Genomic DNA, 19,702 nt, shown 5'->3' with positions numbered 1-19,702 from the left:
GGCCCGTCCGGCCCGGCGCGGACGGGACGAACGTCCCGCTTGCTCCCGGCCCACCAGGGAAAACGGACCGCATGTCCACAGCCACGGATCCCGCAGTCACGGCGCGGCCGGCCCAGCAGGGCCGGCCGCTCAAGCGGGCGCTCACCACCCCGCTGCTCTACTTCTTCATCCTCGGCGACGTCCTCGGCGCCGGGGTGTACGTCCTGATCGGCCAGGTCGCCGCCGAGTCGGGCGGCGCCGTGTGGGTGCCGCTGACCGTCGCACTCGCCCTGGCCCTGCTCACGGCGGCGTCGTACGCGGAACTCGCCACCAAGTACCCGCGCGCCGGTGGCGCCTCGCACTACGTCACCCGCGCCTACGGGCCCTTCGCCGGCTTCCTCGCGGGGTTCTGCATGCTGGCCGCCGGTGTCGTCTCGGTCGCCGCACTGGCCCGGGGCTTCGCGGGCGACTACCTCGCCGCCTTCGCCACCGTCCCGGTCGCGCTCGTCGCGGTCCTGTTCCTGGCGGCCCTGGCCCTGCTCAACGCGCGCGGCATCCGCGAGTCCACCCGCGCCAACGTCGTCGCCACGCTCGTCGAGGTGAGCGGCCTGGTGATCATCATCGTGCTCGGCGCCTGGCTCCTGCTGCGCGGCGACGGCGACCCCGGCCGGCTCACCCGGCTGGGCACCGCCGAGAAGGGCGCGGCGTCGGCCGTCCTGAGCGGCGCGGTGCTGGCGTACTACTCCTTCGTCGGCTTCGAGACCTCCGTCAACGTCGCCGAGGAGACCCGCGACCCCCGCCGCTCCTACCCGCGCGCCCTGTTCGGCGCGCTCGCCACGGCCGGCGGCGTGTACGTCCTCGTCGGCATCGCGGCATCGGCCGCCGTCCCCACCAGCACCCTGGCGCAGTCCAGCGGCCCGCTCCTCGAGGTGGTCAGGGCGGCGGGCGGCGTGCCGCTGTGGCTGTTCAGCGCGATCGCGCTCGTCGCCGTCGCCAACGGCGCGCTGCTCACCGGCATCATGTCCTCGCGCCTCACCTACGGCATGGCCCGCGACGGGCTGCTGCCCGCTCTCCTCACGCGGGTGCTGCCCCGGCGGCGTACGCCGTGGGTGGCCATCGCGGCCACCACCGCGCTCTCGATGCTGCTGGCGGTCACGGGCAGCGTCGAGACCCTCGCCGCCACGCTGGTGCTGCTCCTGCTGGTGGTCTTCTTCCTGGTCAACACCGCCGTCCTGGTCCTGCGCCGGGACACCGGCGGCACCCCGGGCCACTTCCGGGCGCCGGTCGTCCTGCCGGTCCTCGGCGCGGCCTCGTGCGTCGTGCTCGCCACCCGGATCGAGGCCCAGGTGTGGCTGCGCGGGCTCGTCGTGCTCGCCGTCGGCCTGGTCCTGGGCGCGGCCGCGGCGCTCCGGCGGCGGGCATCGAGCCGCCGGAAGACGCCCGCGGAGCAGTCCTAGGTGTCCCAGAGGGCCCTAGGTGTCCTTGAGGGCGATGACGCCGAGGGTCAGCAGGCCGAGCACGACCCACCCGAACCAGAGCCAGCCGTTGCTGCCGAGCGCCACCGTGTACGCCGTGGTCAGCACCAGCGCGCCGATGGTGAGCGCCCCCATCGTCTTCGCGGGACTGGACGTGTGTCTGGACATGCGTGCCCTCCTCCCGGCCTGGGCCGTGGGGCCGACGGGCCGTACGGCCATGGTCGCCCCACTGCCACCCACAGCGCTACCGCCGCGCACGACCCGCCGGGAGGCGCCCGGCGGCCCCCGCTACCGGCCGCGCGCGTGCAGCGACGCCAGGTAGGCGTTGTACGCCTCCAGCTCCTTGCCGCCGTCCCGGTCCGCCGCCCGGTCCTTGCGGACCGCCTGCCGCTGCTCGGAGCGGTACCACTGGTACACCAGCGCGATCAGCACCAGCACGGAGGGGATCTCGCTGAACGCCCAGGCGATGCCGCCCGCCGCGCTCTGGTCCGTGAGGGCGTCGATGCCGAGCGAGGCCGGCGGGTTCCGGTACGCGTCGACCATCGGCTCCGACGCCATCATCAGCGCGATCCCGAAGAAGGCGTGGAACGGCATGCCCGCGAACAGCTCCAGCATCCGCATCACGTAGCCCGGCCGGTGCGGGCCCGGGTCCACGCCCATGATCGGCCAGAAGAACACCAGGCCGACCGCGAGGAAGTGCACCATCATCGCGATGTGCCCCGGCTTCGAGCCCATCAGGAAGTCGAACAGCGGCGTGAAGTACAGCCCGTACAGGCTCGCGACGAACAGCGGGATCGTGAACGCCGGGTGCGTGACGACCCGCAGGTAGCGGCTGTGCAGCAGGGCCAGCAGCAGCTCGCGCGGCCCCTTGCCGCCGCGCCGCGCCGCGACCGGCAGCGCGCGCAGCGCCAGCGTGACGGGCGCGCCGAGCAGCAGCAGGATCGGCGACAGCATGCTGACGACCATGTGCTGCACCATGTGCACGCTGAACATGACCATGCCGTAGTCGTTCAGCTTGGTGCACATCACCAGCGCCACGGTCAGCACACCCACGGTGAAGAACACGATCCGGCCGACCGGCCAGGAGTCGCCGCGCCTGCGCAGCCGGACGACGCCCCACCCGTACAGGCCGAGCACCAGCAGACAGCCGACCAGGAAGAAGGTGTCCGGCGAGTACGCGAGCGCCCGCCCCAGCGTGAACGGCGGAAGGTCCATCGGCATGCCGTGCCCGCTGTGATGATCCATCCGCCGGCTCCTGATTCGTACGGGGTTGTCCGCTTGCGGGGACAAGACTAGAACCGCCCCCGGCCGCGTCTGCGACCGGGGGCGGTTCGTTCAGGTTTCACGTTCCATGCGGGTGGTCAGAGGACGGTCTCGGCCTCGTCGTACCGCTCGGCGGGCACCGTCTTCAGGGTCTCCACCGCCTGCGCCAGCGGCACCATCACGATGTCCGTGCCGCGCAGCGCGGTCAGCATGCCGAACTCGCCCCGGTGTGCCGCCTCCACCGCGTGCCAGCCGAAGCGGGTCGCGAGGACCCGGTCGTACGCCGTCGGCGTACCGCCCCGCTGGACGTGGCCGAGGATCACCGCGCGCGCCTCCTTGCCGAGGCGCCGCTCCAGCTCACCCGCGAGCTGCTGGGCCACACCCGCGAACCGCTCGTGGCCGTAGATGTCCTTGCCGCCCTCGTCGAAGGCCATCGTGCCCTCACGCGGCTTGGCGCCCTCGGCCACCACCACGATCGCGAAGCGCTTGCCCGCGCGGAACCGCTCGCCGACCCGGGCCGTGAGCTCCTCGATGTCGAAGGGCCGCTCGGGGACGACGATGGCGTGGGCGCCGGCCGCCATGCCCGAGTGCAGCGCGATCCAGCCGGTGTGCCGGCCCATGACCTCGACGATCAGCACCCGCTGGTGCGATTCGGCGGTCGTCTTCAGCCGGTCCAGCGCCTCCGTGGCGACGCCGACGGCCGTGTCGAAACCGAAGGTGACGTCGGTCGACGCGATGTCGTTGTCGATGGTCTTCGGCACGCCGACGATGGGCAGTCCCGCCTGGGAGAGCAGGTTGGCGGCCTTGAGGGTGCCCTCGCCGCCGATGGGGATGATGGCGTCGAGACCGAGCTCGGCGACGTACCCCTTGGCGCGCTCGACACCGTCGACGAGGTGCGCCGGCTGGACGCGGGACGACCCGAGGATCGTGCCGCCGCGGGCCAGGATGCCGGCCACCGCGTCGAGGTCGAGCTTGCGGTAGTCGCACTCCAGGAGGCCCTTCCACCCGTCGTGGAAGCCGATGACCTCGTCGCCGTGGTCGACGACGGCGCGGTGTACGACGGAACGGATGACGGCGTTCAGACCGGGGCAGTCGCCGCCGGAGGTGAGCACACCAATGCGCATAGCCCGAAATACCTTTGCAACGTGGGCCGACTCCCGGACCACGTCGTCCGGTTGGATCCCCGCCACCCTACCGGCGTTGGGTGACGGGGCCGAACCGTGCGTCCGTCCACTGGACGTTCTTCAGAGGAACAGACAATTGACCCCCCGCCAGACGAGCGGACGCCCGCTCAGGCGGGCTGGCTCGCCGCCGCGATCCGTTCGGCGCGCAGCGCCTCGTACCACCGGTCGTCGGTCGGCGGCAGCGCGTTCACGTCGAGGGCCAGCTTCAGCAGCAGGTCCGCGATCTGCGGGTTGCGCGCCATGACCGGCCCGTGCATGTACGTCCCGAAGACGGTGTCGTTGTACGCGCCTTCGGTGCCGTCCCCCGTGCCGTTGCCCTTGCCGTACACGGTCCGGGCGAACGGGCGGGCCGTCGGGCCGAGGTGGGTGATGCCCTGGTGGTTCTCGAAGCCCGTCAGCTGGGGCAGGCCCAGGCGCGGGTCGATGTCGGCCAGCACGTCGCCGACGCACCGCTCGCCCTCGCCGCGCGTCGAGATGACGTCGATGAGGCCGAGACCGGGCTCGCGCTCGCCCAGGTCGTTGATGAACTCGTGGCCGAGGATCTGGTACCCGGCGCACACCGAGAAGATGATGGCGCCGTTCTCGGCGGCGCGGTTCAGCCCGCCGTCACGCCGCAGCCGCTCGGCCGCGAGCCGCTGCGGCCGGTCCTCACCGCCGCCGATCAGGTAGATGTCACCGGACGTCGGGATGGGCTGGTCGCTGCGCACGTCCACCCGGTGCACGTCCAGGCCGCGCTGCCGGGCGCGGCGCTCCACCACCAGCGCGTTGCCCTGGTCTCCGTACGTGCTGAGCAGGTCCGGGTAGACCCACACCAGCCGCAGACTGCTGTCGCTCATGCTCATGTCCTTCGAGGCTCTCGATCGCTCGTGCTCAGTTGCCGACGCGGCGGCGTACGTCCTGGAACGCGGTGTAGTTCGCGATGAGCTCGATCCGGCCGGGCGGAGCCAGCTGGACGGCCTCGTCGATGGTGTCGCACACCCGGAAGTCCAGGCCCGCGACGTCCAGGCGCACCGCCAGGTCGAGGCGGCGGTCACCGATCACGAAGATCGGGTGCCCGGCGAGTCTCGGGTAGTCGACGTCCCAGAGCCAGGACGTGTCGGTGCCGTCGGCGCCGCGGGCGTTGACGGCCAGGATCACCGGCGTCGGCGGCGCGTCGATCAGCGAAAACGTTTCGAGCCAGCCCGCGGGGTTCTTCGCGAGCAGCAGCCGCAGGTCCCGGCCGAGGAACGACACCACGTCGTACCGTCCGGCCACCGCCTGCACCTGGTACATGCGCTCCAGCGCCACCTGCGGCGGTACGCCGAAGACCGCGGCGACCGCGGCCGACGTGGCGGCGTTCGCCTTGTTGGCGCGACCGGGCAGCTGGAGGTGGATCGGCCAGGCCGAGCCGTGCGGGTCGAGCACGTGGTCGCCGCTCAGCGCCCAGCTGGGGGCGGGGCGGCGGAAGCCGCACTCGCCGCAGAACCAGTCGTCGCCCGGGCGCTGCATGACACCGCCGCAGGCGGGGCACGACCAGGCGTCGTCCTTCCACTCCTGACCGGCGGCCACCCACACCACGTTGGCGGAGGACGACGCGGCCCACACCACCAGCGGGTCGTCGGCGTTGGCGATCACGACCGCCTTCGAGCCGGCCAGCCCCTCGCGCCACTTCTCCGCCAGCATGCGGGTCTCCGCGGCGCGGTCCAGCTGGTCGCGCGAGAGGTTGAGCAGCGCGACCGCCTTCGGCTCGGTGTCGCGCGCGACACCGGCCAGGTACTTCTCGTCGACCTCGATGACGCCGTACTTGGCGTCCGAGCCGCCGGCGAGCGCGGAGGTGATGCCCGCGGGCATGTTCGCGCCGAGCGCGTTCGAGACGACCGGGCCGCTGGCGCGCAGGGCCTCGGCGATCAGCCGGGTCGTGGTCGTCTTGCCGTTGGTCGCCGACACCAGGACGACGTCCAGGTGCTGCGCCAGCCGCCCCAGCAGGTCGGGGTCGAGCTTGAGCGCCACCTTGCCGCCGATCACCGATCCGCTGCCGCGTCCCGCAGCACGCGACACCGCCGCTGCGGCCTTTCCTGCCGTCACGGCCAGCTTGGCGCGCGGCGACAGCGGCTCCGTGTTGCCTGCCATCGTCCTTGTTCCTCCTAGCGTGGGTCCGGGCTCAGCCTATCGAGATCCGCCCGGGCGCCCGAACCGCGCCACCTGCCGAAACGGTCGGGCGACGGCCGAACCTATGCGGAAACCGCGCGGAAACCACGCGGAACGTACGCTGACGCCATGCGAAACCGCCCGATCCCCGGCAGTTCCGGTCGCGTACGAGCCATGACACTGCTCGGCGAACCGGTGCTGCACACGCCCTGCGAGCCCGTCACCGACTTCGGCCCCGAGCTGTCCCGGCTCGTCGAGGACATGTTCGCGACGATGTACGCCGCCGAGGGCGTCGGCCTCGCGGCGAACCAGGTCGGTATCGGTTTGCGGGTGTTCGTCTACGACTGCCCGGATGACGACGATGTCCGGCACCTCGGCCATGTCGTCAACCCGCGGCTGGTCGAGGCGGACGGGGTGACGGTCCGCGGCCCGGAGGGCTGCCTCTCGCTGCCGGGCCTGGAGGCGGGCACGGAGCGCTACGACCACGCGGTGGTCGAGGGCGTGGACCGGCTGGGCGCGCCGGTGCGGGTGGAGGGCACGGGCTTCTTCGCCCGCTGCCTCCAGCACGAGTGCGACCACCTGGAGGGCATGGTGTACCCCGACCGCCTCACCGGCTGGCGCCGGGCCCGTGCTCTGCGCGCGGCGCGCAGGGCGCCGTGGGCGCGGGAACGCTGAGGACGCCGCTGCGCGGGGCTTGTTCCCCACCCCGCCCCTTCCCGTAACCGGGGGCTCCGACCCCGGACCCCCGCGCCTCAATCGCCGGCGGGGCTGAATGTCAGCCCGTCCGGCGTTTGAGGACACGCGCGAAGCGCGTACGGGGTCCGGGGCGAAGCCCCGGTTCGGGAAGTGGGGGTGCCCCCACGCCGCCAGGCGTAGGGGGAGGGGTGGGGGAAAAGCCCCGCGCAGCGGCCTCGCTCTAAAAGCCCGGGCCGCCCTCGCGGTCGTCGACCTCCGCCAGGCGGCCCCACAGCAGGTCCGCCAGGCCCCGCACCAAGTCCTCCCGCGAGCACGGCCGTTCGCCGAGCCACCAGTCACCCGCCGCGTGCATCATGCCGACGATGCCGTGGCCCCACACCCGCGCCAGCGCCTCACTGCCCGGGCCCAGGTCTATGCGCTCCGCGATGACCTCCGCGAGCTCCTCGCCCATGCGGCGCAGCAGCGGCGCCGAGTGGCGGCCGACGTCGAATCCCTGCTCCGGCGTCTGGCCGGACTCCTCCGCCGGGTGCATCAGGAAGCGGTACACCTGCGGGCGCGCCTCGATCGCGGCGAGGTAGGTGTCGAGCGTCGCCTCCACCCGCCGGCGCCGGTCGGCCGGCGCGTCCAGCGCGGCGCGCAGCGCGGCCAGCAGGGCGTCCGTGTGGCGCTTGGCGAGGGCGCGGTACAGGCCGCCCTTGTCGCCGAAGTGGCGGTAGAGGATCGGCTTGGTGATGCCCGCCTCCGCGGCGATGGCGTTCATCGACGCCTGGGGTCCGTCGCGGAGCACCACGCGGTCGGCGGCCTCGAGCAGTTCGCGTCGCCGCTGGTCGGCCGACCGCTGTTGGTCGGTCCGGTGTGTGGTGTCCATAGTGCTTCTCCCCGCCCGTGCGATGTCCTGAGGCTTTGCGCAACGTAACACCCGCCCGCGCGCCGCTGCCGGTTGACAGCGGCTACTTACCGGTAACAGACTGCGGTTACCGTTAGTAACACCCTGGGAGGGAACATGGCCGCCGAGTTCACGCTCGACCTCAACGACGACCAGAAGCAGGTCCGTGACTGGCTGCACGGTTTCGCCGAGAACGTGATGCGCCCGGCGGCGGCCGAGTGGGACGAGCGTGAGGAGACCCCCTGGCCGATCATCCAGGAGGCGGCCAAGGTCGGCATCTACTCCCTCGACTTCTACGCCCAGCAGTTCTTCGACCCCACGGGCCTCGGCATCCCGATGGCGATGGAGGAGCTCTTCTGGGGCGACGCGGGCATCGCCCTGTCCATCGTCGGCACCGGCCTCGCGGCCGTCGGCGTCCTCGCCAACGGCACCGAGGAGCAGATCGGCACCTGGATACCGCAGATGTACGGCGACGCCGACGACGTCAAGGTCGCCGCCTTCTGCTCCTCCGAACCCGACGCCGGCTCGGACGTCGCCTCGATGCGTACCCGCGCCGTCTACGACGAGGCCGCGGACGAGTGGGTGCTGAACGGCACCAAGACCTGGGCGACCAACGGCGGCATCGCCAACGTCCACGTCGTCGTCGCCGTCGTCGACCCCGAGCTCGGCTCCAAGGGCCACGCGTCCTTCATCGTCCCGCCGAACACCCCCGGCCTCTCCCAGGGCCAGAAGTTCAAGAAGCACGGCATCCGCGCCTCCCACACCGCCGAGGTCGTCCTCGACGGCGTACGCGTCCCCGGCTCCTGCCTCCTCGGCGGCAAGGAGAAGCTGGACGAGCGCCTCGCCCGCGCCCGAGAGAAGGCCAGGCAGGCCGGCAAGGACGGGGGCGAGCGTGTGAAGAACGCCGCCATGGCCACCTTCGAGGCCTCCCGCCCCGCCGTCGGCGCCATGGCCGTCGGCACCGCCCGCGCCGCGTACGAAGTGGCGCTCGACTACGCCAAGACCCGCGAGCAGTTCGGCCGCCCGATCATCGACAACCAGGGCGTCGCCTTCCAGCTCGCCGACATGCGCACCCAGATCGACGCCGCCCGCCTCCTGGTGTGGCGCGCCTCCTGGATGGCCACCACCGGCAAGCCGTTCACCTCCGCCGAGGGCTCGATGTCCAAGCTGTACGCGAGCGAGGTCGCCAAGAAGGTCACGGCCCAGGCCGTCCAGATCCTCGGCGGCAACGGCTACACCCGCGAGTACCCGGTGGAGCGCATGCACCGCGACGCCGCGATCTACACCATCTTCGAGGGCACCAGCGAGATCCAGCGCCTGGTCATCGCCCGTACGCTGTCGGGCATGCCGATCCGCTGACGGACCGCGTACGCCACCGCCCCCTCGGCCCCGCCGAACTGATATCCGGTTAGACTCGCCGGGCTCGGCGCACGGTACGAGGGGGATCGCACATGGAACGCCCGCGTCAGGATGATCCGGTGCGGATCGGCCCCTACCTGGTGCTCGGGGCATTCGACCCCGAGACCGCCCGGGCGGCCGTCCCGGAACGCCGCTACCTCGCGCGCAGTGCCTCGGGGGACGACACCGTCCTCCTCGCCGTCCCCCGAGCCGACGCCGACCCGGACCGCTGGTGGGCCGAGGCCGAGAACGCACGCCGCCACACCGCGCCCGGGCTGCTGGGCGTCACCTGGACCGGCCGGGACGGCCGACTCCCGTGGCGCGCCGCCCCGTACGTGCCCGCGCTCGCCCTGCCCGCGGCGCTCGACGCCCACGGCGGTCCGCTGCCGGGGCCGGCCGTCCGCTCCCTGGGCGCGGCCCTCGCCCGGACGCTGGCCACCCTCCACGACCAAGGGGTCACCCATGCCGGGCTCTCCCCGTCCGCCGTGCTCATCACCGCCGAGGGCGTCCGGCTGACCGCCTTCGGAGCCGTACGCGCGGCCGCGCCCGACGGCGAGCGGCGCTGGGGCCTGCCCGGCCTGGAGCCCGGCAGCCTGGCGCCGGAGCAGGCCTCCGGCGGCCGGCCCCGCCCACCTGGCGACCTGTACGGCCTGGGCGCGGTCCTGGCGTACGCGAGCACCGGGCACACCGTGCCCGAGAACGCCGAACTCCCCCCTTCCCTGCGGAACCTGATCGCGGGCTGCCTCGCCCGTGACCCCGCCGGCCGGCCGGCCGCCCACCAGGTGCACGCCGCCCTCGCGTCGCCCGGATCGTCCGGCTCCCCGACGAGCCCCGTACCCACGGTCCTCGACACGGCGGGCCATCCGACGCCCCTGCCCGCCCGGGTGGTCGTCGCCCTCGCCCGGCAGGCGGCGCAGGTACTCGCCGCAGAAGCCGCCACGCCCTCCGCGACGGACGGCTTCGCCGCGGCCGTCACCACGACCGCCCCCGCCCCGCCCGCGACCGCCCTGGACTGACGCACCGTATGTTCTCGCCGCTCACGCACGACGACCCGCGCCAACTGGGCGCCTACCGCCTCATCGCCCGCCTGGGCGGCGGCGGCATGGGCACCGTCTACCTCGCACGCTCCCTCAACGGCCGCACCGCGGCCCTGAAGACGGTGCACGCCCACATCGCCGGCGACCCCGCCTTCCGTACCCGCTTCCGCCTCGAAGTCGACGCGGCGCGCGTCATCGGGGGCGTCCACGGCGCCCGCGTCTTCGACGCCGACCCGCTGGCCACGACGCCGTGGATGGCGACGGAGTACCTGCTGGGGCCGCCCCTCGACGAAGCCGTCGCCTCCTTCGGCCCCCTCCCCGAACCGGCGGTCCGCGCGCTCGGCGCCGGACTGTGCCGGGCGCTGGCCCGGCTGCACGCCTCGGAAGTGGTCCACCGCGACCTCAAGCCGTCCAACATCATGGTCACCGCCGAAGGCCCCAAGGTCATCGACCTCGGCATCGCGCGGGCGATCGGCGACGCCCACCTGACCCGTACGGGCGCGGCCGCCGGCACCCCGGCCTTCATGTCCCCCGAGCAGGCCACCGGCCGGGAACACACCCCGGCGGGCGACGTGTTCGCCCTGGCGAGCGTCCTCGTCCACGCCGCCACGGGCCACGGCCCCTTCGGCACCGGGCAGCCCGCCGACGTCCTCTACCGCGTGCGCTACGCCGAACCGGACCTGTCCGGCGTCCCCGAAGCCCTGTTCCCCGCCCTCACCCACTGCCTCGCCAAGGACCCCGCCCAGCGCCCCTCCACCATGGAGCTGGCCGCCCGACTCGGTACCGAGCCGGAGTACTTCGCCGAGTGCCTCCCCGAACCGCTCCTCATGGAGATCGCCCGCCGCTCGGCGGCGGTCTGGCACGTGCGCCCCACGCGCCTGCCGCCCCCGGCGTACGAGACCGTCGCCGCCACGGCCCCCGCGCCGGGCCGTGGAACCGGCCTCTCCCGCCGCAGGCTCCTCGCGCTGAGCGGCGGCTCCGTCGCGGGCCTGGCCGCGGCGGGAGCCGGTGCGTGGGCCTGGCTGGGGACCGGGAAGCCCGAAGGCAACAGCGGCGGGAGTGCCGCGCCGAAGCCGGTGGGCACCGCCGCAACCGGGCCCCGCTGGGAGCTGCTCTGGCAGGTCGAGGCCCGGAGCAACCCCGACCGTCTGCCTCCCGACGCGATCGTCCTCAAGGACCTGATCATCGCCCCGTACGAGGGCAGCTCCCTCCAGGGCCTGGACCCGCGCACCGGCAAGGTCCGCTGGACGCAGGAATTGGTGTTCCCTCACCGCGTGGCTGCCGACGGCGCACACGTCCTCGCCCTGGACTACGCCTCCGAGGGTGAGCCGCTGAAGGTCGCCACCGTCGATCCCGCGACGGGAGAACTGACGAACCCGCTCGCGGGACCCACCGACCTGAGCGGCGTCCCCCTCGGCACGCAGCTGCTGTGCGCCGGGCAGCGTGCCGTCTACGTGGCCGCGTGCCGGGGCCCCCAGTCCGTGCGGGAGTTCCGCAAGGACCAGGCGTGGTTCCTGGCGGCCCTCGACAGCCGTACGGGCAGGAAGCTGTGGGCCGATCCGCTCCCCGCGCGGTCCAACGCCACCGAGCGTCTCCACTTCCTCGCCGCCCAGGTCACGGGCGGGTTCCTCGTGCTCGTACAGCAGTCGGAGCAGGGCGACCTGAGCCTGGTCGTGCGCGACGCCGGCACCGGGAAGGCGCGCTGGAGCACCCCGCTCGACGGCCCCGGAGCGCCCTTCGCCCGCGCCGTCCTCACCGTGGACGACCGGCACGTCTACCCGGCGGCCGGCGGGCTCCGGGCGCTCGACCTCCGCAGCGGCGACGTGGTCTGGCGCCACGAGGGAGCGACGCCGCAGGCCCGGTTCGGGCCGCCCACCGTGAAGAATGGCGTCGTGTACGCCGTCGAGGGCGGGCGCGGCCTGGTCGCGGTCACCGCCGCCGACGGGAAGGCGCTGTGGGCGCAGAAGGGCCGTCAGACCGCGGAGACGGAGCTCGCCTACGCGCCCGTCGTCGGCCGCGACGCCGTCTACAGCCCTTCGCCGTCCGGGCTGCTGGCCGCCGACCTCCGTACGGGCGCCTCGAAGGGCACGGTCAAGGCCGCCCCGGCCCGCTACTACACCCATGAATCCGCCCAGCGGCTCATCGCCGTGGGCCCGTCCTCCGTAGCCGGATACCCGCTGCGATGAACCACGGAGAGTACTGATCACCGCCATGAACCCGCTGGAATTCGGAGATCCGGTCCGCCTCGGCCCGTACCGCCTGCTCGGTGTGCTGGGGGCGGGCGGCATGGGCAAGGTCTACGTCGGCCAGGACGGCGAGGGCCGGGCCGCGGCGGTGAAGGTGCTGCACCCCCACCTGTCGCACGACCAGAACCTCGCCCAGCGGTTCGTCCGCGAGGCGCGGATGGCGCAGGCGGTCTCCAGCCCCGGGGTGGCCAGGGTCCTGGACGCGCGGACGGAGGGCGGGCGCCCGTGGATCGCGAGCGAGTTCCTCACCGGCCCGACCCTGGAGCAGGCGGTCCGCGCGTACGGACCGCTCGACGAACCCGCCGTGCGCGCCCTCGCCGAAGCGCTCGCGCGGACCCTGCACGACATCCACGCCGCCGGTCTCGTCCACCGCGACCTCAAGCCGGCCAACATCGTGCTGACGTCGGACGGCCCCCGCGTCATCGACTTCGGCATCGCCCGCCCCGAACACGGCCTCACCCTCACCACCACCGGACAGGTCCCGGTCACCCCCGGCTTCGGCGCGCCCGAGCAGGTCCTGGGGCACCGGGTCGGCCCGCCCGCCGACGTCTTCTCGCTCGGCGCGGTCCTCGTCCACGCGGCGAGCGGGCAGCGGGCGTACGAGGGCGCCAACATCGCCGCCGTCCAGTACGAGGTCGTCCACGGCGCCCCGCGCCTGGACCGCGTCCCGGCGGCCCTCATCCCGCTGATCGGCCCCTGCCTCGCCAAGGACCCCACGGCTCGGCCCACCCCGCAGGACCTCGTCCGCATGGCCGCCCCGCCCCGTGGGGCGGGGCGCGTCTGGCGGCACGGCCCCATCGCGCAGGACATCACCACGCGGGAACTCGGCCTGCGAACGCTCACCTCGACAGTGCCGGGCACCGCCACCCAGGCCCCGCGCTCCGTGTCGCGCCGCCGTCTCCTCACGACGGCCGCGGCGGGCGGCGCCGTGCTCGCGGCGGGAGGCGCGGCGGCCGTCTGGTGGAGCACGAGACCCCGCCGCACCAACGCGCTCTTCGACATCCCGCCCGCCGTGAAGGCGCCGATGGGTCGGCTGCTGGACGCCAAGAAGGGGGACTTCGTCATCGGGCAGTCGCCCGAGCCCCTCTGGACGCTCAAGGACGTCCTCGCCGAGGAGTCCCCGGGACCCCTCCCGGTCGGGGACGTCGTGGTGGCCGGCACCTCCGACGGCGGCATCACGGCGTACGGCGTCGTCGACGGCAAGCGCCGCTGGACCGCGCCCGAGGCCCGGGCCGTGCACCGGTACGCGTCGCTCTCCGACCGGCTGGTGGCCGGGATCGGCGGGGACGGCACGCTCCTGACCTTCGTCGCCTCCACCGGCCAACCGAAGTGGACGGCGCCGGCCGAGGCGTCCTCGATCCTCGGCGTGGACGACGACGCGGTGTACGTGGCCACCGAGGACAACCGGGTGCGTGCCGTCGGCCGCTCCGACGGCCGCCTCCGCTGGACCGTGCGCCTCGACACCGACCTCCGCCGGGAGGCCCAGCCCCGTGGCACCGTGTCGCACGGCCACCTGGCCGTCACCACCAAGGCCGGTGACGTCACCGTCCTCGACACCGGCGACGGCCGCACGGTCTGGAAGGTGGGCCAGGAGTCCGACGAGCGGGTGGAGACCCTGGCGTCGGGCCGTACGCTCTTCCTCTCGGGCCACCGCTTCAGGGCCGTGGACATCACCACCGGCAAGCAGCAGTGGATCGCGGACCTCTCGCGGCAGGACGGCACGCCGATGCGCTGGGGGCCGCCGGCGCTGCACGGCGGCCATGTCTACGTGGCCGCGCTGGGCTCCCCGCTGCGCTTCGACGTCCGCAGCGGCGAGACCGTCACCTGGGACTGGGGCCTCCTCCCGGAGGGGCACCCCCGCACCCCGCTGGTCCTCCAAGGCAACGGCTTCTGGATATTCGAGGTCGATGGGACCAGGACGGAGGCCGGGGTGGCGGCCCGCCACCGCGAGGACAGCGGCGGGACGATCTGGGGCTTCCGCGGCCTGCGGAAACCCGACCGCTGCTGGATGGTGGGCGACGCCCACCGCGTCTTCGTGCGCGACAGCACGACGCTCACCGCGCTGCCCGTGTTCTGACAACCCGAGGCCCGCGGGGGCACACCCCGCGGGCCTCGGGTTGTCAGGGTCTCACTTCACCGAACCCGCCATCACCCCCTGCACGAAGTGCCGCTGGAAGGCGAAGAAGACCACCACCGGCACCACCAGGGACAGGAACGCCCCCGGCGCCAGCACATCGATGTTGGAGCCGAACTGCCGTACCTGCGACTGCAGTTCCACCGTCAGCGGCTGCGACGAGGAGTCGGCGAAGAGCAGCGCCACCAGCATGTCGTTCCACACCCACAGGAACTGGAAGATGGCCAGGCTCGCGAGGGCCGGGCGGCCCACCGGAAGGACGAGCCGGGTGAAGATCCGCCACTCGCCGCCGCCGTCCATCCGCGCCGCCTCCAGCATCTCGCGCGGGATGTCGGCGAAGTAGTTGCGCAGCAGGAAGATCGCGAACGGCAGACCGTACGCCACGTGGAACAGCACCACGCCCGGGATCGTGCCGAACAGCCCCAGCTGCCCGAAGAGCTTCGCCACCGGCAGCAGGCCCACCTGCACCGGCACCACCAGCAGGGCCACCACCAGCAGGAAGATCCAGTCCCGGCCCGGGAACTCCAGCCAGGCGAAGGCGTATCCGGCCAGCGCCGCCACCACCACGACCAGCACGGTCGTCGGGACCGAGATCAGCACGGTGTTCCAGAAGGCCCGGGTGATGCCCGCGTTGTCCAGCAGCGTCGCGTAGTTGGCCAGCGACAGCTGCCCCGGCTCGGCCAGCGCCGTCCACCAGCCGCTCGACGCGCTGTCCCGCGCCGAGCGCAGTGACGACAGCAGCAGCCCGGCGACCGGCGTGATCCAGATCAGGCCCACCAGGGCCAGGAACGCCTGCACCAGGCTGTTCCCCAGCCACCGGCGCAGCCTGCCGCCGCCCCGAGCCGGTGCCGGTACGGTGTTCGCGCTCATGACTGACTCCTCCGGAAACGGCGGACGTTGAACACCATCGCCGGGATCACCAGCAGCAGGAGCAGCACGCCCAGCGCGCTGCCGAGCCCCTGGTCGTTGCCGCCGCCGAAGGACACCAGCCACATCTGGGTGGCCAGCACGGTGGCGTCCTCCTGCACCGGGCCCGGCGCGATGATGTAGATCAGGTCGAAGACCTTCATCACGTTGATCACGAGCGTCACGAAGACCACCGTCAGCACGGGCGCCAGCAGCGGCACGGTGATCCGCCGGAACACCTGCCACTCGTTCGCGCCGTCCATCCGCGCCGCCTCCAGGCAGTCGCGCGGCAGCGACGACAGCCCGGCGCCGATCAGCACCATGGCGAAGCCCGTCCAGATCCACAGGTACGCACCGATGATCGCCGGCGTGACGAGTGCCGGGCCGAGCCAGGAGACGCCCTCGTACGGCGGCGCGAAGTTCGCCGCGGGCAGCCGCACGGTGTACGCGCCCGGGCCCAGGTCCGCGAGGCGGAAGGAGCCGTCGGCCGCCGTGGTCGCGGTGGCGACGGCCTTGCCGTCCCGTACCGCCTCGACCGTCATCCCCGGCAGACCCCGCTCGGCGGCGTCCACCACGCCCGGGCGCCCCCCGCCGCCGGGTGTGAAGTCCAGGTAGACGGTGCCGCGCACCTCACGCGGACCCGGCTCCGGCCCCGCGGCCGCGGCCTTCGCCTCCGCCGGCAGCTCCTTGGGCGGTACGCCGACGAGGCCGAGTGCCACCGTCGCGCCGGGCGCCACCGGTTCGGCGGTGCGGTACGAACCGTCCGGCGCCCGGTCCAGGCCCTCGCCCTCCCGGGGCCGGGCCTCCGGGTAGGAGGAGGAGTCCTCGAACACGCCGTGCACCCCGACCACCGCCGCGTTGAGCACGCCCTTGTCGGGGTCCTCCTCGTACGCCAGCCGGAAGATGATCCCGGCCGCCAGGAAGGAGACCGCCATCGGCATGAACAGCAGCAGCTTGAAGGCGGTGGCCCAGCGGACCTTCTCCACCAGCACGGCGAGCATCAGGCCGAGCCCGGTCAGCAGCGTCGGCGCGACGACCACCCAGATCGCGCTGTTGCGCAGGGCGGTGAGCGTCGCCGGGTCGCGGAACATCTCGGCGTAGTTGCCGCCGCCGACGAACCGGGTGCCCGACGCGTCGAAGAAGCTGCGCCCGACCGAGAAGACCACGGGGTAGACCACCAGCGCGCCGAGCAGCAGCAGCGCGGGCAGGACGAACACCACGGCGATGGTCCGCCGGCGCCGCCGGGCGCGGGCCCGGCCGTCCACGGGCCGGGGCGCGCCCGGCCCGCTCTTGGCGACGGGCGGGGGAGGGGCGGTGAGTGTGCTCATGACTCTCGCCTCAGCCCTGGTTCGGCTTGTACGCCTTGGCCGCCGCGGCCTCCAGCGCCGCCGCCGTGGCCGCCGGGTCCTTCGGGTCGCGCAGGAAGTCCTGCAGCAGCTTCCACTCGCCCGCGCCCTTCGTGCCGCCGAACGCCGCCGGGGCCTGGTCCGACATGTCGAAGCGCACGGAATCCCCGGCCGCGATCAGCGACTTGGCGGTCTCGCGCAGCGTGTCATCCCCGTACGAGGCGAGGTCCAGCTTCTTGTTGGGGGAGAGGAAACCGCCCGCCCCGGCCCACGCGGCGGCCGCCTCCGGTGTCGCGAGGAACTCCAGGAACGCCATGGCGGCCTTCTGGTTCTTGCCGTCCTTCAGGACGACGGCCGCGTCGCCGCCGCTGACCACCGGCGCCTTGCCGCCCGCGACCGCCGGGAAGGGGAAGAACCGCGCGTCCTCGCCGATCTTCCTCCCGAACTGGTCCTTGGCGATCCCGGCGACGAAGTCGCCCTCATACACCATCCCGGCCTCCGGCTCCGGGCCGAAGACCTTCTCGACGGAGCCGGGGAAGTCGGTGGCGAGCGCGCCCTTCTGGCCGCCCGCGATCAGCTTCTTGTCGGAGAAGAGCGCGCCGAGCGTGGTGAGCGCCTTGACGACCGTGGGGTCGGTCCACTTGATCTCGTGCCGGGCGAGCTGGTCGTACTTCTCGGGCCCGGCCTGGGAGAGGTAGACGTTCTCGAACCAGTCGGTGAGCGTCCAGCCGTCCTCACCGGCGACCGCGAAGGCCGGCAGACCCGAGTCGGAGACCGCCTGCCCCGCCTTCAGCATCTCCTCGTACGTCTTCGGGGGCGTGACGCCCGCCTGCTCCAAGGCGTCCGGGCTGTACCAGACGGTCGACTTGTGGGCGGCCTTGAAGTACAGCCCGTAGAGCTTGCCGTCGACGGAGCCGTACTCCTTCCACACCGGCGCGTAGTTGGCGTCGACGGCCTTCACGGTGGCCGGGGAGAGCGGCGTGAGCCACTTCTCCTCGGCGAACTGCCGCAACACCCCGAGCTGCGGGACCATCACCACGTCGGGGGCGTTGCCGCCCTCGATCTTGCTGCCGACGACGGTGGAGACGTTGTCGCCGGTCGAGGTGAACTGCGTCTTCGCGCCGGTCTTCGCGGTGAAGGCGTCCAGCACCTTCTGGAAGTTCTTCTGCTCGGCGCCCGACCACACACCGGCCACGTTGAGGGTCTGGCCGCTGAGCTCCTTGCTCCCTCCCCCCGCGCTGACCGGGCCGCCGCCGCAGGCGGTCGCGCCCAGTGCCAGGGTGAGGGTGAGGGCCGAGCAGCGGGCGAGCACTGTCCGTCGTCGCGTCATCTCTGTGATCCCTTCGGGGTGGTGGTGTGGTCCTCGCTGATCCACCAGGCGGCGGTGGAGCCGGGCAGGGAGCCGTCCGGGCAGATGCCGCTGGACAGCAGGGGGGCGCCGGCGACCGGGGCGGGCACCGGGGCGGTGGTGAAGTTCACGGCGCAGACCAGGCCGTCGCCGCGTACGAAGGCGAGGACGCCGGGCGGCGTGTCCAGCCACCGCAGCGTGCCCTCGCCCAACTGCGGCAGCGCGCGGCGCAGTTGCAGGCCCTCGCGGTACAGGTGCCAGAAGGAGCGGGTGTCCGCGAGCGCCCGCTCGGTGGCGTGCTCGGCGAACCAGCCCGGCTGCGGCAGCCACGGCCGCGCGCCCTCGGCCCCGGTGGAGAAGCCGAACGGCGAGGCGTGCCCCGACCAGGGAAGCGGCACGCGGCAGCCGTCGCGGATCCGGGCCCGGCTGCCGGTGCGCCGGAAGATCGGGTCGGTGAGCACCTCGTCCGGCAGGTCCACGACCTCCGGCAGGCCCAGCTCCTCGCCCTGGTAGATGTACGCGGCGCCGGGCAGCGCCAGCATCAGCAGCGCGGCGGCCCGCGCCCGGGCGGCGCCCAGGCCGCTGCCCTCGGTGCCGGACTCGCCGTACCGGGTGACGGTGCGCACCTGGTCGTGGTTGTTGAGCACCCAGGTGACGGTGGAGCCGGTGCCCGCGATGTCGCGGATGGCCTCGTCGATGACCTTGCGGAAGGTGTCGGCGTCCCACGGCGCGCTCAGCAGGTCGAAGAAGAACGCCTGGTGCAGCTCGTCGGGGCGGACGTACTTGGCGTGCTCGCGGGCGGTGGGTACGGAGACCTCGCCGACCAGCAGCCGCTCGCGGCCGTCGCGGGCGGTGTACTCCTCGCACACCGCGCGCCAGGCCCGCCAGACCTCGTGCACCTCGGGCTGGTTCCAGGCGAGCGGGTTGACCGAGTCGCGGGTGCGGGCGTCGGCCTCGGGGTCGGGGGAGTCGGGCAGCTCCGGGTGCTTGAAGAGCCCGGCGGCGACGTCGATGCGGAAGCCGTCGACGCCCCGGTCCAGCCAGAACCGCAGGACGTCGTCGAAGTGCGCGGGCACCTCGGGGTTGCGCCAGTTCAGGTCCGGCTGCTCGGGCGTGAACATGTGCAGGTACCACTGGCCCGGCGTGCCGTCCGCCTCGACCACCCGGGTCCAGGCCGGGCCGCCGAACATGGCGTGCCAGTTGTTGGGCGGTACGTCGCCGTCCGGGCCGCGCCCCTCGGCGAAGTGGAAACGGGCGCGGGCCTCGCTGCCGGGGCCGGAGGTGAGCGCCTCGCGGAACCAGGCGTGCTCGCTGGAGCAGTGGTTGGGGACGATGTCGAGGAGCACCTTGATGTCGAGGCGGTGAGCGGCGGCGACCAGCCGCTCGAACTCGTTCAGGTCGCCGAAGACCGGGTCGACGTCGCAGTAGTCGGCGACGTCGTAGCCGTGGTCGGCTTGCGGGGACGGGTAGAAGGGGCTCAGCCAGATGCCGTCGACGCCGAGCTTCTTGAGGTACGGCAGGCCGGCCCGGACCCCGGCGAGGTCGCCGATCCCGTCGCCGGTGCTGTCCAGGAAGCTGCGGACGTACACCTGGTAGATCACCGCGTCGCGCCACCAGTGGCGGCTGCTGAGTGCTGTGAGCATCACCCGTTGACCTGTTTCTTCGTGAAGGGGTGCA

16 protein-coding genes are annotated in these 19,702 nt (G+C 73.1%); 6 read left to right on the top strand and 10 right to left on the bottom strand.

Annotation, left to right across the window (positions count from 1 at the left end; genetic code table 11):
- The first annotated feature begins 71 nt into the window (after positions 1 to 71).
- Positions 72 to 1,436: an APC family permease gene (locus AB0A69_RS14595; protein WP_361420362.1), complete on the top strand. Its 1,365-nt coding sequence runs from the start codon at positions 72 to 74 to the stop codon at positions 1,434 to 1,436.
- Between the two features lie 15 nt (positions 1,437 to 1,451).
- On the opposite strand, the gene AB0A69_RS14590 is transcribed toward AB0A69_RS14595, so the two are convergent.
- From AB0A69_RS14590 to AB0A69_RS14570, 5 genes are all read right to left on the bottom strand, one after another.
- Positions 1,452 to 1,622 carry a hypothetical protein gene (locus tag AB0A69_RS14590; protein ID WP_361420359.1) on the bottom strand — a complete coding sequence of 57 codons (171 nt, stop codon included), beginning with the start codon at positions 1,620 to 1,622 and terminating at the stop codon, positions 1,452 to 1,454.
- Between the two features lie 120 nt (positions 1,623 to 1,742).
- Positions 1,743 to 2,699, bottom strand: coding sequence for a cytochrome c oxidase assembly protein (locus tag AB0A69_RS14585; protein WP_361420356.1), 957 nt, complete (start codon positions 2,697 to 2,699; stop codon positions 1,743 to 1,745).
- Between the two features lie 116 nt (positions 2,700 to 2,815).
- Positions 2,816 to 3,841: a 6-phosphofructokinase gene (locus tag AB0A69_RS14580; RefSeq protein ID WP_361420353.1), complete on the bottom strand. Its 1,026-nt coding sequence runs from the start codon at positions 3,839 to 3,841 to the stop codon at positions 2,816 to 2,818.
- Between the two features lie 167 nt (positions 3,842 to 4,008).
- Positions 4,009 to 4,737 (bottom strand): glutamine amidotransferase, encoded by a 729-nt coding sequence (locus AB0A69_RS14575; RefSeq protein ID WP_361420350.1) that lies wholly within the window; start codon positions 4,735 to 4,737, stop codon positions 4,009 to 4,011.
- A gap of 34 nt (positions 4,738 to 4,771) precedes the next feature.
- Complete coding sequence (locus AB0A69_RS14570; protein WP_361420347.1) at positions 4,772 to 6,010, bottom strand: MurT ligase domain-containing protein; 1,239 nt, start codon at positions 6,008 to 6,010, stop codon at positions 4,772 to 4,774.
- Between the two features lie 147 nt (positions 6,011 to 6,157).
- Here AB0A69_RS14570 and def point away from each other — a divergent pair, with 147 nt between their 5' ends.
- Positions 6,158 to 6,703, top strand: a complete 546-nt coding sequence (gene def, locus AB0A69_RS14565) for a peptide deformylase (protein ID WP_361420344.1) — start codon at positions 6,158 to 6,160, stop codon at positions 6,701 to 6,703.
- Between the two features lie 241 nt (positions 6,704 to 6,944).
- Here the strand turns inward: def and AB0A69_RS14560 are convergent, their stop codons facing one another.
- A complete protein-coding gene (locus tag AB0A69_RS14560) occupies positions 6,945 to 7,592 on the bottom strand; it encodes a TetR family transcriptional regulator (protein ID WP_361420341.1) in 648 nt (215 codons plus the stop codon).
- A 135-nt stretch (positions 7,593 to 7,727) separates the two neighbouring features.
- Between AB0A69_RS14560 and AB0A69_RS14555 the strand changes: the two genes are divergently transcribed.
- The 4 genes from AB0A69_RS14555 to AB0A69_RS14540 all read left to right on the top strand — a co-directional run bounded on the left by AB0A69_RS14555 (position 7,728) and on the right by AB0A69_RS14540 (position 14,368).
- Positions 7,728 to 8,969, top strand: a complete 1,242-nt coding sequence (locus AB0A69_RS14555) for an acyl-CoA dehydrogenase family protein (RefSeq protein WP_361420338.1) — start codon at positions 7,728 to 7,730, stop codon at positions 8,967 to 8,969.
- A 92-nt stretch (positions 8,970 to 9,061) separates the two neighbouring features.
- The gene (locus AB0A69_RS14550; protein WP_361420335.1) at positions 9,062 to 10,024 is read left to right on the top strand and encodes a serine/threonine protein kinase; all 963 of its coding nucleotides are present in this window, start codon (positions 9,062 to 9,064) and stop codon (positions 10,022 to 10,024) included.
- 8 nt (positions 10,025 to 10,032) lie between these two features.
- The gene (locus AB0A69_RS14545) at positions 10,033 to 12,231 is read left to right on the top strand and encodes a PQQ-binding-like beta-propeller repeat protein (RefSeq protein ID WP_361420332.1); all 2,199 of its coding nucleotides are present in this window, start codon (positions 10,033 to 10,035) and stop codon (positions 12,229 to 12,231) included.
- A gap of 25 nt (positions 12,232 to 12,256) precedes the next feature.
- Positions 12,257 to 14,368 carry a serine/threonine-protein kinase gene (locus tag AB0A69_RS14540; RefSeq protein WP_361420329.1) on the top strand — a complete coding sequence of 704 codons (2,112 nt, stop codon included), beginning with the start codon at positions 12,257 to 12,259 and terminating at the stop codon, positions 14,366 to 14,368.
- A 51-nt stretch (positions 14,369 to 14,419) separates the two neighbouring features.
- Here the strand turns inward: AB0A69_RS14540 and AB0A69_RS14535 are convergent, their stop codons facing one another.
- The 4 genes from AB0A69_RS14535 to AB0A69_RS14520 are packed head-to-tail and all read right to left on the bottom strand — an operon-like array spanning position 14,420 to position 19,668.
- A complete protein-coding gene (locus AB0A69_RS14535) occupies positions 14,420 to 15,295 on the bottom strand; it encodes a carbohydrate ABC transporter permease (RefSeq protein ID WP_361420326.1) in 876 nt (291 codons plus the stop codon).
- On the bottom strand, positions 15,292 to 16,659 hold the full coding sequence (locus AB0A69_RS14530; RefSeq protein WP_361420323.1) for a sugar ABC transporter permease: 1,368 nt from the start codon (positions 16,657 to 16,659) through the stop codon (positions 15,292 to 15,294). The genes AB0A69_RS14535 and AB0A69_RS14530 overlap by 4 nt, the downstream gene beginning before the upstream one ends.
- Before the next feature lie 10 nt (positions 16,660 to 16,669).
- Positions 16,670 to 18,007 carry an ABC transporter substrate-binding protein gene (locus AB0A69_RS14525; RefSeq protein WP_361420320.1) on the bottom strand — a complete coding sequence of 446 codons (1,338 nt, stop codon included), beginning with the start codon at positions 18,005 to 18,007 and terminating at the stop codon, positions 16,670 to 16,672.
- Positions 18,004 to 19,668, bottom strand: a complete 1,665-nt coding sequence (locus AB0A69_RS14520) for a glycoside hydrolase family 13 protein (RefSeq protein WP_361420317.1) — start codon at positions 19,666 to 19,668, stop codon at positions 18,004 to 18,006. The genes AB0A69_RS14525 and AB0A69_RS14520 overlap by 4 nt, the downstream gene beginning before the upstream one ends.
- Positions 19,669 to 19,702 lie beyond the last annotated feature (34 nt).

This window comes from Streptomyces sp. NPDC045431 (assembly GCF_040646655.1).
GTDB lineage: Bacteria > Actinomycetota > Actinomycetes > Streptomycetales > Streptomycetaceae > Streptomyces.
Note: the sequence above shows the minus strand (reverse complement) of the source record. Positions and strands in the feature narration are given on the sequence as shown.

What these genes read in the sequence shown, in the direction of transcription:
- AB0A69_RS14595 (WP_361420362.1), top strand. Translation starts at nt 72, where the DNA reads ATGTCCACAGCCACGGATCCCGCAGTCACGGCGCGGCCGGCCCAGCAG.
- AB0A69_RS14590 (WP_361420359.1), bottom strand. Translation starts at nt 1,622, where the DNA reads ATGTCCAGACACACGTCCAGTCCCGCGAAGACGATGGGGGCGCTCACC.
- AB0A69_RS14585 (WP_361420356.1), bottom strand. Translation starts at nt 2,699, where the DNA reads ATGGATCATCACAGCGGGCACGGCATGCCGATGGACCTTCCGCCGTTC.
- AB0A69_RS14580 (WP_361420353.1), bottom strand. Translation starts at nt 3,841, where the DNA reads ATGCGCATTGGTGTGCTCACCTCCGGCGGCGACTGCCCCGGTCTGAAC.
- AB0A69_RS14575 (WP_361420350.1), bottom strand. Translation starts at nt 4,737, where the DNA reads ATGAGCGACAGCAGTCTGCGGCTGGTGTGGGTCTACCCGGACCTGCTC.
- AB0A69_RS14570 (WP_361420347.1), bottom strand. Translation starts at nt 6,010, where the DNA reads ATGGCAGGCAACACGGAGCCGCTGTCGCCGCGCGCCAAGCTGGCCGTG.
- def (WP_361420344.1), top strand. Translation starts at nt 6,158, where the DNA reads ATGCGAAACCGCCCGATCCCCGGCAGTTCCGGTCGCGTACGAGCCATG.
- AB0A69_RS14560 (WP_361420341.1), bottom strand. Translation starts at nt 7,592, where the DNA reads ATGGACACCACACACCGGACCGACCAACAGCGGTCGGCCGACCAGCGG.
- AB0A69_RS14555 (WP_361420338.1), top strand. Translation starts at nt 7,728, where the DNA reads ATGGCCGCCGAGTTCACGCTCGACCTCAACGACGACCAGAAGCAGGTC.
- AB0A69_RS14550 (WP_361420335.1), top strand. Translation starts at nt 9,062, where the DNA reads ATGGAACGCCCGCGTCAGGATGATCCGGTGCGGATCGGCCCCTACCTG.
- AB0A69_RS14545 (WP_361420332.1), top strand. Translation starts at nt 10,033, where the DNA reads ATGTTCTCGCCGCTCACGCACGACGACCCGCGCCAACTGGGCGCCTAC.
- AB0A69_RS14540 (WP_361420329.1), top strand. Translation starts at nt 12,257, where the DNA reads ATGAACCCGCTGGAATTCGGAGATCCGGTCCGCCTCGGCCCGTACCGC.
- AB0A69_RS14535 (WP_361420326.1), bottom strand. Translation starts at nt 15,295, where the DNA reads ATGAGCGCGAACACCGTACCGGCACCGGCTCGGGGCGGCGGCAGGCTG.
- AB0A69_RS14530 (WP_361420323.1), bottom strand. Translation starts at nt 16,659, where the DNA reads ATGAGCACACTCACCGCCCCTCCCCCGCCCGTCGCCAAGAGCGGGCCG.
- AB0A69_RS14525 (WP_361420320.1), bottom strand. Translation starts at nt 18,007, where the DNA reads ATGACGCGACGACGGACAGTGCTCGCCCGCTGCTCGGCCCTCACCCTC.
- AB0A69_RS14520 (WP_361420317.1), bottom strand. Translation starts at nt 19,668, where the DNA reads ATGCTCACAGCACTCAGCAGCCGCCACTGGTGGCGCGACGCGGTGATC.